This window comes from Piscinibacter sp. PDB1-1, assembly GCF_056675995.1.
The window spans coordinates 1935820-1947930 of sequence record NZ_JBWVZJ010000001.1 but is presented as its reverse complement, the minus strand read 5'-3'; the positions used below and the strand labels follow the sequence as shown (position 1 = coordinate 1947930).

At 69.1% G+C, this 12111-nt stretch carries 9 protein-coding genes; 6 read left to right on the top strand and 3 right to left on the bottom strand.

All coding sequences use genetic code 11. The features are described 5' to 3' along the window. Positions 1-200 precede the first annotated feature (200 nt). The 3 genes from purB to AC1KAR_RS09045 all read left to right on the top strand — a co-directional run bounded on the left by purB (position 201) and on the right by AC1KAR_RS09045 (position 5384). Entirely contained in the window at positions 201-1571 is a 1371-nt protein-coding gene (purB, locus tag AC1KAR_RS09055; protein ID WP_480316656.1) for an adenylosuccinate lyase, read from the top strand. 6 nt (positions 1572-1577) lie between these two features. Then, complete coding sequence (gene pyrF / locus AC1KAR_RS09050; protein WP_480316654.1) at positions 1578-2405, top strand: orotidine-5'-phosphate decarboxylase; 828 nt, start codon at positions 1578-1580, stop codon at positions 2403-2405. Positions 2406-2489: 84 nt separating this feature from the next. Beyond that, a complete protein-coding gene (locus tag AC1KAR_RS09045; protein WP_480316652.1) occupies positions 2490-5384 on the top strand; it encodes a PAS domain-containing hybrid sensor histidine kinase/response regulator in 2895 nt (964 codons plus the stop codon). A 39-nt stretch (positions 5385-5423) separates the two neighbouring features. Here the strand turns inward: AC1KAR_RS09045 and AC1KAR_RS09040 are convergent, their stop codons facing one another. Together AC1KAR_RS09040 and AC1KAR_RS09035 are read right to left on the bottom strand one after the other, a co-directional pair. After that, on the bottom strand, positions 5424-7739 hold the full coding sequence (locus AC1KAR_RS09040) for a xanthine dehydrogenase family protein molybdopterin-binding subunit (RefSeq protein WP_480316650.1): 2316 nt from the start codon (positions 7737-7739) through the stop codon (positions 5424-5426). Next, positions 7736-8227 carry a (2Fe-2S)-binding protein gene (locus tag AC1KAR_RS09035; RefSeq protein WP_480316648.1) on the bottom strand — a complete coding sequence of 164 codons (492 nt, stop codon included), beginning with the start codon at positions 8225-8227 and terminating at the stop codon, positions 7736-7738. The genes AC1KAR_RS09040 and AC1KAR_RS09035 overlap by 4 nt, the downstream gene beginning before the upstream one ends. A gap of 191 nt (positions 8228-8418) precedes the next feature. Between AC1KAR_RS09035 and AC1KAR_RS09030 the strand changes: the two genes are divergently transcribed. Then, positions 8419-9465 carry a porin gene (locus tag AC1KAR_RS09030; RefSeq protein ID WP_480316646.1) on the top strand — a complete coding sequence of 349 codons (1047 nt, stop codon included), beginning with the start codon at positions 8419-8421 and terminating at the stop codon, positions 9463-9465. Positions 9466-9487: 22 nt separating this feature from the next. On the opposite strand, the gene AC1KAR_RS09025 is transcribed toward AC1KAR_RS09030, so the two are convergent. Next, on the bottom strand, positions 9488-10402 hold the full coding sequence (locus AC1KAR_RS09025; RefSeq protein ID WP_480316644.1) for a DUF6929 family protein: 915 nt from the start codon (positions 10400-10402) through the stop codon (positions 9488-9490). 427 nt (positions 10403-10829) lie between these two features. Between AC1KAR_RS09025 and AC1KAR_RS09020 the strand changes: the two genes are divergently transcribed. Then, a complete protein-coding gene (locus AC1KAR_RS09020) occupies positions 10830-11513 on the top strand; it encodes a hypothetical protein (protein WP_480316642.1) in 684 nt (227 codons plus the stop codon). Positions 11514-11626: 113 nt separating this feature from the next. Further along, positions 11627-12103 (top strand): VOC family protein, encoded by a 477-nt coding sequence (locus AC1KAR_RS09015; RefSeq protein ID WP_480316640.1) that lies wholly within the window; start codon positions 11627-11629, stop codon positions 12101-12103. The last annotated feature ends 8 nt before the right edge of the window (positions 12104-12111 follow it).

Sequence of the window (12111 nt, the reverse complement as noted above, 5' to 3'; positions counted from 1 at the left end):
GCGATTGGACGTGGGCTCTGTGTAAGCCCCGTGACGGCAACGTGACGTCCGCATGACGCCGGCGTGGGCGCCGCCGCCCGCCCCCACCCGGGCGACTAAAATCGCGGGCTGCTGTCGCCCTCCCCCAGCAAGCGCCCGCCCGAGGCGTACCCACTTCGTCGTCGCCCCCCAAGAACAACGGCCCGCTGGCCGCTCCACGCATGAACCTCTCTGCACTCACCGCCCTGTCTCCGCTCGATGGCCGCTACGCCCCCAAGGTGGCGGCGCTGCGACCCCTGCTGTCCGAGTTCGGGCTGATGCATCGGCGCGTGCAGGTCGAGGTGGAGTGGTTCATCGCCCTGTCGGACGCCGGCTTTGCCGAGTTCAAGCCGCTCACCGGCGCAGGGCGCGGCCTGTTGCGCGGGCTGGTGTCGCGTTTCTCGGAGGCCGATGCACAGGCCATCAAGGACATCGAAAAGACCACCAACCACGACGTGAAGGCGGTCGAGTACTGGCTCAAGAGCCGCTTCGAGAACAGCGCCGAGTTGAAGGCCGCCGGCGAGTTCGTGCACTTCGCGTGCACCAGCGAAGACATCAACAACACCAGCCACGGCCTGATGCTCAAGGCCGCACGACAGGACGTTCTGCTGCCTACGCTCGACAAGATCATCCAGACCCTCTCGGCCTTGTCGAAGGACCTCGCCGACGTGCCCATGCTCGCGCGCACGCACGGCCAGACGGCCAGCCCCACCACGGTGGGCAAGGAGGTCGCCAACGTGGTGTACCGCCTGGCCAACGCGCGCGAGCGCATCGCGGGCGTGAAGCTGCTTGCCAAGATGAACGGCGCCGTCGGCAACTACAACGCCCACCTCTCGGCCTACCCCGAGTTCGATTGGGAGGCGTTCAGCCGCAAGGTGATCGAGGGTCAGCTGGGCCTGGAGTTCAACCCGTACACCATCCAGATCGAGCCGCACGACTACATGGCCGAGCTGTTCGACGCGGTCACACGAACCAACACCATCCTGATCGACTGGTCGCGTGACGTGTGGGGCTACATCAGCCTGGGCTACTTCAAGCAGCGCACCAAGGCGGGCGAGATCGGCTCGTCCACCATGCCGCACAAGGTCAACCCGATCGACTTCGAGAACGCAGAAGGCAACTTCGGCCTCGCCAACGCGCTGCTCACGCACCTGAGCCAGAAGCTGCCCATCAGCCGCTTCCAGCGCGACCTGACCGACAGCACCGTGCTGCGCAACATGGGCGTGGCGCTCGGCTATGCCGTGCTCGGCTACGACAGCCTGCTGCGGGGCCTGGGCAAGCTCGAAGTGAACCGCGACGCGCTCGCCGCCGACCTCGACGCCGCCTGGGAAGTGCTGGCCGAACCCATCCAGACCGTGATGCGCCGCTACAAGCTGGCCAACCCGTACGAGCGCCTCAAGGAACTCACGCGCGGCAAGACCATCACCCGCGAAGCCATCCAGGAATTCATCGGCACGCTGGAGATTCCCGAAGCCGAGAAGACGCGCCTGCTGGCGATGACGCCGGGCAGCTACACCGGCATCGGCGCACAGCTGGCCAAACGCATCGGCTGACGCGCGATGAAATTCACCGACCAGCTCGCGCAAGCCCAACGCAACAACGACTCGCTTCTGTGCGTCGGCCTCGACCCCGAGCCGGGCAAGTTCCCGGGCGCGTGGAAGGGCGACGCGAGCCGCATCTACGACTTCTGCTCGGCCATCGTCGACGCCACCAAGGACCTGGTGCTCGCCTACAAGCCGCAGATCGCCTACTTTGCGGCCAACCGTGCCGAAGACCAGCTCGAGCGGCTGATGGCGCACATCAAGCGCGTGGCGCCCAACGTGCCGGTGATCCTCGACGCCAAGCGCGGCGACATCGGCGCAACCGCCGAGCAGTACGCGCGCGAGGCCTTCGAGCGCTACCAGGCCGACGCGGTCACCCTCGCGCCCTTCATGGGCTTCGATTCGCTGGAGCCCTGGCTGCGCTACACCGACCGCGGGCTGATCCTGCTGTGCCGCACCTCCAACCCAGGTGGCTCCGATCTGCAGGCCCAACGGCTCGGCTCGGGTGACATGCTCTACGAACACGTTGCCAAGCTCGCGCAAGGCCCATGGAACACCACTGGCCAGCTCGGCCTCGTGGTGGGCGCAACCTTCCCGGGCGAGATCGCCCGGGTGCGCGAACTGGCGCCGACGCTGCCCTTGCTGATCCCCGGCATCGGCGCGCAAGGCGGTGACGCCGACGCCACGGTGAAGGCCGGCTGGCGGCCGGATGCGCCGATCGCGGTGAGCTCCTCGCGTGCGGTGCTGTACGCCTCGTCAGGAAGCGATTTCGCGAGCGCCGCCCGGCAGGCCGCGCTGCAAACGCGTGCGGCGTTAAATGCCGCACGGTCTTCTTCCGCAGCTTGAGCGCTTCCCGGGAAACGCCTACCCCAGACCCCCGCCGCGGCCCGCGACACTGAGCACCTGCGTTTTTTGCACGCAGGTGCACTGATGAAACAGATCCCCGACCCGCATGTTGCGGGGCCAGCCGCTTACCCGTACCGCATGGGCTTGAACCAGTCCATCGCGAAGCGTCTGTTCGGTCTGGGCTGTGGCATGTCGCTGGCCGTGGCCGCGCTCTATGGCATCCCCTCGCTGAACCTGCAGCCCGGCATGCACGCCCTGCTCGTGTGGGGCTGCGTGCTGCTGGCGGCGGCGTTCTTCGGTGGCTTTTTGATGCTGCGCCACGCGCCGGTCGACCGCGTGATGCTCACCGTCGGCTGGATCGGCGTGGGCGTGACGACCCTCACCGCCGTGGGCATTGGCGAAGGCGTGCACAGCATGAGCCTCGCCTTCTGCGCACTGATGGTGTGCCTGGTGACTGTGCTCACCAGCCAGCGTGCCGGCGCGGCGCTCGCCCTCGCCTGCGGCCTGGCCATCGTGGCGCTCGCGCTGGCCGAGAGCCGTGGGGTGCTGCCGGGGGCCGTGGCGGTCCCGCGCAATCCGCACCTGCTGACGGTGGTGCTGCATGGCATGCTGCTGGTGGCCGCGGTGATCGCCGGCACGCAGATCGCGCGCATGCTGGCGCGCTCGATGGCCGAGTCGAACGAGCGCGAGCAGCGCTTCGCCAGCCTGTTGTCGATCGCGGCCGACTGGTACTGGGAACTCGATGCCGAGCTGCGCTTCACGCAGATCATCAGCAACCAGCCGGGCGCGGGGGTCAACCTGATCGCGCAGGGCCGCATTGGCATGCGACCGTGGGAGGCCACCGACATGATCGTGGTCGACCCCCTCTCCGATGCCGACCGTCGCATCGCCTTCGAGGAGCGCCGCCCGTTCAGCGACGTGAGCGTGACCTACCGATCCCCCAGCGGGCACACGCAGCATTTCAGCGTGAGCGCGCGACCGCGCTTCGACGAAGGCGGCCACTTCGTCGGCTACTGGGGGGTGTCGCGCGACGTGACCGCCGACGTGCAGGCGCGCGAGGCGCTCGCCGCCAGCGAAGCCGCTGCACGCAGCTCGCAGGCCATGCTGTCGCACCTGTTCGCCACCAGCCCCGACTTCATCACGCTCAGCGACGTGGAGACCGGCGTGTACGTGATGGTCAATGTGAGCTTCGAGCGCATGTTCGGCTACGCCGCGTCCGAGGTGGTGGGCCGAAGCGCGCTCGACCTGGGCATCTGGTACGACCGCGCCGACCGGCTGAAGATGGTCTCCGAGTTGCGCGCACGCGGTGGCGTGAACGAGGTCGAGACGCTGTTCGTGCACAAGTCGGGCCGGCCCGTCACGCTTCTGATGTCGGCCGGCATGTTCTCGATGGACGGGCGCGACTACCTGGTGGTCAACGGCCGCGACGTGACCGAGTCGCAGCGTGCGCGGCTGGAGCACGAGGCCATCCTCAAGAACGCATCGATCGGCATCGCGCTCACGCGCGACCAGCGCTTCATGCAGGCCAACCCGCGCTTCGAGCAGATGCTCGGCTGGGAGCCGGGCGAGCTGCTCGGGCAGTCCGGCCGCGTGGTGTGGGCCAGCGACGAGGAGTACCGCGCCTTCACCGAAGCCGCCGGGCCTCTGCTGGCGCGCGGCCAGGTGATCGAGCAGGAGCGCCAGCTGATGCGCCGCGACGGCAGCCCCTTCTGGTGCCGGTTGCTCGCGCAGGTGGTCGACCCTGTGCACCCGAGCATGGATGGCACCATCTGGATCGCCGAAGACATCACCGAGCGCCGGCACATCGAGCAGGCGCTCGCCGCGGCGCGCGATACCGCCGAGGCGGCCAACCGTGCCAAGAGCGCCTTCCTGGCCAACACCAGCCACGAGATCCGCACGCCGCTCAACGGCCTGCTCGGCCTCGCCCGTCTCGCGCTTCAGCCGGCGCTGCCGAGCACGCGCCGCCAGCGCTACCTGGAGCAGATCGCCGACAGCGCGCAAAGCCTCTCGGGGATCATCAGCGACATCCTCGACCTCTCGAAGATCGAAGCTGGCAAGTTCAACATCGAATCCGTGCCATACGACCTGCACGGCCTGCTGAAAGCGGTACACCACGCCTACCTGTCGCTCGCGCAGGTGCGCTCGCTCGACCTCAGCTTGCGCATCGCCGACGACGTACCGCCCACCGTGCGCGGCGACCCGGTGCGCCTGCGCCAGATCCTGAGCAACTACATCACCAACGGCCTCAAGTTCACGCAGCGCGGCCAGGTGGAGATCGAAGTCACGCGCTCGCCCGACCCCGCGTGCGAGCACGGCGTGCGCTTCAGCGTGATCGACAGCGGGCCGGGCATCGACGAGGCCACGCAGAGCCGGCTCTTCCAGCCCTTCACGCAGGCCGACGAATCAACCACCCGGCAGTACGGCGGCACCGGCCTTGGCTTGTCGATCTGCAAGCAGCTGGCCACGCTGATGGGCGGCGCGGTGGGCATGCACAGCAGCCCCGGCCAGGGCAGCCGCTTCTGGGCCGACCTGCCCCTGCCCGAGGCCACCGCGCCGGTGGTCGACGCCAGCAGCGAAGCCCGCGACGCCGAACGACTGTCAGGGCACCGCGTGCTGCTGGTGGAAGACAACCCCGTCAACATGATGATCGGCGTGGCCATGCTCGAGCAGTGGGGCATGGACGTGGCACAGGCCCGCGACGGCGCCGAGGCCGTGGCCATCGTCGAGCGCGCGGCAGCTCAGGGTGAGCCTTTCGACGCCGTGCTGATGGACGTTCAGATGCCGCGCCTGAGCGGTCACGAAGCGGCGCGCCGGCTGCGCTCGACGCACACCAAGGAGTCGCTGCCGATCATTGCGCTGACGGCCGCGGCGCTGGTGTCCGAGCGCGAAGAGGCGATGGCCGCGGGGATGAACGACTTCCTGACGAAGCCGATCGACGTGCACCGCCTGCGGCAGGCCTTGCTGCGCGCGGTGGCGTGACCGCGCGCTTCTGAGGCCTGTTGCGGGGCCGCGGGGTGCTCAGGCCGAGCGGGTGGCGGTGTCGGGCCCCCAGCCAGCGAGCAAAGGCAAGGCCCGAACGCGCCTGCCCGTCAAGGCAAACAAGGCATTCGCCAGAGCGGGTGCCAAAGGCGGCGTACCGGGTTCGCCGACGCCGCCCGGCGGGTTGCTGCTCGCAACCAGGTGGGTCTCGATGCGCGGGCACTCCGCCAGCTTGAGCACCTGGTGGTTCGGGAAGTTGGTCTGCTGCACCACCCCGCCCACGATGTCCACGCGCCCGTACAGCGCCGCACTCAGGCCGAAGATCACCGCGCTTTCCATCTGCTGCGCCACGATGCCCGGGTTGACGACCGTGCCGATGTCGGCCGCGCACACCACACGGTGAACACGCGGCTTGCCGTCGATCAGCGAGACCTCTGCCACCTCGGCCACGATGCTGCCGAAGCTCTCATGCAGTGCCACACCGCGCGCGCGCGCTGGCGGCAGCGTCGTACCCCAGCCGGCCTGCTGGGCGGCGAGCTTGAGCACTGCGGCATGCCGCGGCATGTCGCCGAGCAGCGAAAGGCGGAATGCGACCGGGTCCTGCTTCAACTCCTGCGCCAGTTCGTCGATGAAACTCTCGCTGAAGAACGCGTTGTGCGAGTGCCCGACCGAGCGCCAGAAGCCCACCGGCACGCCGCTCTTCGTGGCCACGTGCGCGATGCGCTGGTGGGCGATGGCGTAGGGCAGGTCGAAGAGGCCCTCGCTCGCGGTCTTGTCGGGCGCGTCGACCGGGCCGGCCAGCGCCGGCAGGCCACGCTCGATCCAGCGCGGCGTGATGGCGTCGCCTGCGCTGGTGATCGCAAGGCCGCTGAGCGTGCCCTTGTCGTCCAGGCTCGCTTGCATGACGGCCGCCGCGGCGGGGCGGTAGAAGTCATGCGTGAAGTCTTCCTCGCGCGACCACACCAGTTGCACCGGGCGCCCGTTGGTCTCCACGGCGATGCGCACGGCCTGGCCGATGGCATCCACCTCCAGTCGGCGGCCGAACCCGCCGCCGAGGTAGGTCACGTGCAGCGTGACCGCCTCGAGCGGCACGCCGGCCGCGCGAGCGGCCATGGCACGCGCCATGTCGGGCACCTGGGTCGGCACCCACACGTCGACGCGGCCGTCCTTCACCTGCGCGGTGCAGTTGATGGGCTCCATGGCCGCATGGGCGAGGTAGGGCGCGTGGTACACGGCTTCGATGCGCCGCGCGGCACTATCGAACATGGCTTTCACATCGCCTTGCGCGTGGAAGGCGTAGCCCCCGAGGGTGCCCGCGGCGTGGCGCGCCGCGGCTTCGAGCTGGGTGGCGATGCGCTGGCTGTCGGCCGCACCGGCGGGCGGCGCACGCCACTCGATCTCGAGCGCCTGCGCGCCGCGCTGGGCGTGCCAGGTGCTGCGGCCGATCACGGCCACGGCGGCGGTCGAGCCGCCGTAGGGGCCGAGGTGCACCACGCGTTCGACGCCGGGCAGCTGCATCGCCGCCGTGCTGTCGACACGCCCCGGCGCGCCGCCCAGCATCGGGCTGTGGCGCACCGCGGCGTAGACCTGCCCGGGCAGGCGAACGTCGATGCCGAAGCGCGCGCTGCCGTCGGACTTGCCGCGCAGGTCGATGCGGGGCGCGGCGGTGCCGATCAGTCGCCAGCTCTCGCGCGGCTTGGGGCGCACATTGCTGACCGGCGTGGCGGCCGCCTTGCGCGCCAGCTCGCCGAAATGCGCCTGCTGGCCCCCGTCGTGGTGGTGCACGACACCGTCGCGGATGCTCAGGTCCTCGCGCGGCAGCTTCCATTGCAGCGAGGCGGCGCCCAGCAGCTGCGCCCGCGCGGTCGCGGCGGCCAGTCGCAGCACGTCCCAGGCGTCGGCGACGCTCGACGAACCCCCGGTCACGCTGATGCCCAGTTCGCGTGCCACCTTGCTCACCACCCAGCGGCCGGTGCGCGCGCCGGTGCTTTCGCGCCCGGGCTCGGTGTCGTGCGGGTGCAGCGGCAGGCTGCCGACGAACATCGCCACGTTGCCGTAGATCGCATCGGGTGCGGCCTGCACCAGGATCACCTTGGCGAGCGAAATGTCGAGCTCTTCGGCCACCAGCATGGCCAGCGCGGTGTGCACGCCCTGGCCCATCTCGCTGCGGTTCATCGCGAGCTGCACCTGGCCGTCGGGCGTGATCTTGATCCAGCCGTTCAGGCCGATGGGGCCGCTCGGGGGCGGCGGCCGGTCGGCGCCACCCAGGCGGCTGCGCGGCGGCATCACCCCCCAGCCGACCAGCAGCGCGCCGGCCGAACCCAGGCCGAGCAGGAGCAGGCTGCGGCGTTTCACCCGAGGGCCCGGTTCGTGACCGGCTCACCGTGCAGCAGGCGGGCGGCCGTCTTGATGGCCTCGCGGATTCGCGGGTAGGTGCCGCACCGGCAGATGTTGGTGATGGCCTTGTCGATGTCGAAGTCGGTCAGCTCGCGTTGCGCCACCAGCAGCTCGGCCGCCGCCATCAGCATGCCGCTCTGGCAGTAGCCGCACTGCGGCACCTGGTGCATGGCCCAGGCCCGCTGCAGCGGATGGGGTTTGTCGGCCGTGCCGAGGCTCTCGATAGTGCGCACCGACTTCCCTTGCACCTGCGACAGCGGGACCACGCACGAGCGCGTGGCGCGGCCATCCACGTGCACCGTGCAGGCACCGCAGGCCGCGACGCCGCACCCAAACTTGGTGCCTGTCAGGTTCAATACATCGCGCAGTACCCAGAGTAGCGGCATGCTCGCGTCCACCTCGCCATCGGGGAGGTTGTGGGTCTGGCCGTTGACGCTCAGGTCCATGCGGGTCTCCAATCTGGTGCCCCGATTGTCCGGGAATCGCGGAATGCCCCTGCAAGGGTCGGCGAGGGCGACCCGCTGGTGCGAGGGAAACCCAGGCGGGTATGGACCTTGCATACAAGCTGGCGCGGTTTTTGTTCTCTCTTTTGTCCACACGATCACAAACATCACACAACCGTTGGAGTAATGCACTCATGACTCGAATCATCAAGTCCGCAGCTCTCGCTGCCGCCGCACTGGGCCTTTCGGCGGCCGCGCAGGCGCAATCGTCCGTCACCGCCTATGGCCTGCTCGACATGGGCGCCGGCCAGTACCAGGACGCCGGTGCGCCCGAGATCAAGAAGGCGCAAAGCGGCGGCATGTCCACCAGCTACTTCGGCTTCGCCGGCACCGAAGAAATCGGCGGCGGCATCAAGGCCAAGTTCGCCATTGAGAGCTTCCTGCGCGCCGACGACGGCAACTTCGGCCGTTTCAACGGCGACACCTTCTGGGCGCGCGCCGCCTGGGTGGGCCTGGCCGGTGACTTCGGCCAGACCTCGCTCGGCCGCACCACCAACCAGATGTTCGTCTCCACGCTGCTTTTCAATGCCTTTGGCGATTCGTTCGGCTTCTCGCCGGCCATCCGCCAGGTGCTGACCCCGAGCACCAACCACCCGCAATCGCTCGCCTTCCTGGGCGACACCGGCTGGAGCAACTCCATCCTGTACAGCAGCCCGAAGTGGGGTGGCTTCAGCTTCAACCTGCAAGGTGCGCTGGGTGAAGGCAACCCGGGGACCACGGGCGCCAGCTATGGCGGCAACGTGCTGTACTTCGGCGGCCCGTTCGCGGCCACCGTGGCCTACCAGCACGTCGAGCACGGCGTGAGCGCGTTCACGCCGGCCGTGCAGGCCGCAGGCTTCGAGGCGCAGGACTCCTGGCAGATCGGCGCGTCGTTCGACATCAAGTTCGCCAAGTTCTTCGGCCAGTACAGCGTGCAGGAAACCGATGCCGCTGCCGACACCAAGTACACGGTGTGGGGCGCGGGCGTCTCGGTGCCCATCGGGGCCGGCAAGATCCTGGCGCAGTACGGCGAAGGCACGTCGGAGTTCCCGAGCTTCGATCGCAAGAGCAAGACGGGCACGATCGGCTACGACTACAACCTGTCCAAGCGCACCGACATCTACGCGGTGTACATGAACGACCGCTTCACCGGCCTGGAAGACGGCAACACCTACGCCATCGGCATCCGCCACAAGTACTGATCGCGGGCCCGGCGGGTTCGGCTCAGAGCCGCGCCCGCAGCAACTGCGAGCTTTGCAAGGGGTCGTCGGCATCTGTCACGAGGCAGATGTCGATGGCCCCTTCGCTTTGGCGGGCGGCAATGCCTTCCACCTTGAGCGGCGTGGCCAGGGGGCGCAGCGTGACGATCGCGCCGGCGCCATCGACCACGCCCACCGCGGCGCCGTGGCACAGGCCATCGGCATAGCTGTCGTCGGTGTTCTCGGCCGCCGCGCAGAAGACCCAGCCACCGCCCGGCAGCGGGCAGCCGTCGGTGAAGCCCAGTTCCACGCCATCGACCATGCCGATGCGGTAGGGCCGCAGCGATCGCGGCGTGACCCGGTGCCGCCGCCCCTCGACCATCTGCTGTAACTCACCCAATCGGTAGTGGATGGCCGCGCTCTCGGTGCGCGCATGCACGCCTCGGTTGAGCAGCACCAATTCATCGGCCAGCACCATCGCGCCTTCGATGTTGATCTCGCCCAGCAGCGCGCGCAGCGGGTCGTACATCGGCTTCAGGTCGAAGCGCTGCACGCGCTTGGGCTGGCCGTCGGCACGCAGGCTGATCAGCACCGCGGTGTCCCGGTTCGGGCGTGAGCCGGAGCCCAGCGCGACGAGCGCATGGGGCGTCGGCCAGAAGAAGAGCGATTCGAGATCGGGCTTGAGCCGCTTGCGCGCCTGCTTGGCGTTCGGCAGGTCGCCCGGCAGGATGCGGTGCAGGCTGCCCGGCGTGTGCAGGTCGCTGAAAACCGAGAGGTGATGTTCGTCGTCGGAGACCACGTAGGCCCGCCCGTGCGCGCACACCAGGCCGCTGGCGGCGCTGACATGCGGCTGCCCGCGCGGGTGCGCATCGGGGTCGATGGACAACTCGCGCAACCGGTGCGTTTCGAGCGCCGTGGCGGCCAGCGGGGTGAAGTTCATGCGGGCGGTCTCGTGAGACCCGGAGGGCCTGCCGGCACCGGGGGGAAGGCTTCCCGCCAAGCCGACAGGCCCTGGGGGTCTGTTCACACTGAATGAGCACCCGCGCCGGGCCATGGCGAGGTGCAGACAAGGCGCGGGCGAGGCCGTGTGCCGTTGGCACACAACGAACCCGCAACGCCGCCCTGCGCCTCGCCATGGCCCGGCCCTTCGGGTGATCTCATCAAAGGCCCGCCCTCGTCGTTGCAAATGCTCGCTGTAGCAAGTGCTACAGCTGCGCTTTGCGCCTCGTTGGCGGGCTTTTGATGAGTCACGCGGGTGCTCATTCAGTGCGAACAGACCCCTAGGCTACCAGCCTCGGCCGGCGTACCCTTCGGCCCCGGGAGCCAGCGCTGCGCGCGCCTCCCGGCCTCACCACCCAGGAGAACCCATGAACAACAGATTCCGCCTGTCGCTCGTCTTGTCCGTTGTTGCCGTCGGGGCCGTGGCCTGCGGCAACATGTCGTCCTCCTCGACACCCGCCGCGCCTGGGTCGCCCCCCAGCAACCCGATGACCTTCTTCGTCACCAGCACCGGCAACGCCAAGGGGGCCGATTTCGGCGGGCTGGCCGGCGCCGACAACCATTGCCAGGCGCTCGCCGACGCCGCGGGCCCGACGGGCCGCACCTGGCGTGCGTACCTGAGCGCCCGCGCCACATCGCAAGCCCCGACCGTCAACGCCCGCGACCGCATCGGCACCGGCCCGTGGCAAAACGCCAAGGGCGTGGTCATCGCCACGAGCGTGGCCGACCTGCACAGCGCCAACAACAAGATCACCAAACAGACCGCCCTCACCGAGAAGGGCGACGTGGTCAAGGGCCGCGGCGACACGCCCAATCAGCACGACATCCTGACCGGCTCCACCCCCGACGGCCTGGCCGACGCCCAGACCTGCAGCAACTGGACGAGCAGCACCGATGGCGCGGCCATCGTCGGCCACTCCGACCGCACCGGGCTCGATGACTCGGCGGCGGCCAAGTCGTGGAACTCCTCGCACCCCACGCGCGGCTGCGGTCAGGGCGCCCTGGCGACCACCGGCGGTGCGGGCTATCTGTACTGCTTCGCAACGAACTGAGCCGCTTCGCTGTCGAAGCCCGAGCCCCTGGTTCGTCGAGGGGATGGAGGCGCGGCACCGGCCTGGCCCGGCACCGCGTCGTTCCATCCAACCACCCCAACCTGGAGAACGCCATGCCCACGACCCCTGCCAAGCCCATCCCCGACGGCATGCACGTGCTGACACCGCACCTGGTGTGCGGCGGCGCGGCCAAGGCCATCGACTTCTACAAGGCGGCCTTCGGCGCGGTCGAAGAATCGCGCCTGCCCGGCCCGGACGGCCGGATCATGCATGCGCTGCTGCGCATCGGCGATTCGGCGCTGATGCTGACGGACGAGTGGCCCGACATGGGCGCACTCGGCCCGAACAGCCTGAAGGGCACGTCGGTGACGCTGCACCTGTACGTGACCGATGTCGACGCAGCGTTCAAGCGCGCGGTCGACGCCGGCGGCACGGGCACGATGCCACCCACCGACATGTTCTGGGGCGACCGCTACAGCCAGGTGAAGGACCCGTTCGGCCACATGTGGGCGATCGCCACGCACCAGCACGACTACTCCGTCGAGCAGATCCAGCAGAACATGGCGAAGATGCCGAACAACCCCTGCTGACAGCACAG

Excerpts from the sequence above, each read along its gene's own strand:
- AC1KAR_RS09025 (WP_480316644.1), bottom strand. The coding sequence starts at position 10,402 with ATGAACTTCACCCCGCTGGCCGCCACGGCGCTCGAAACGCACCGGTTG.
- AC1KAR_RS09015 (WP_480316640.1), top strand. The coding sequence starts at position 11,627 with ATGCCCACGACCCCTGCCAAGCCCATCCCCGACGGCATGCACGTGCTG.
- AC1KAR_RS09020 (WP_480316642.1), top strand. The coding sequence starts at position 10,830 with ATGAACAACAGATTCCGCCTGTCGCTCGTCTTGTCCGTTGTTGCCGTC.
- purB (WP_480316656.1), top strand. The coding sequence starts at position 201 with ATGAACCTCTCTGCACTCACCGCCCTGTCTCCGCTCGATGGCCGCTAC.
- AC1KAR_RS09035 (WP_480316648.1), bottom strand. The coding sequence starts at position 8,227 with ATGGACCTGAGCGTCAACGGCCAGACCCACAACCTCCCCGATGGCGAG.
- AC1KAR_RS09045 (WP_480316652.1), top strand. The coding sequence starts at position 2,490 with ATGAAACAGATCCCCGACCCGCATGTTGCGGGGCCAGCCGCTTACCCG.
- AC1KAR_RS09030 (WP_480316646.1), top strand. The coding sequence starts at position 8,419 with ATGACTCGAATCATCAAGTCCGCAGCTCTCGCTGCCGCCGCACTGGGC.
- pyrF (WP_480316654.1), top strand. The coding sequence starts at position 1,578 with ATGAAATTCACCGACCAGCTCGCGCAAGCCCAACGCAACAACGACTCG.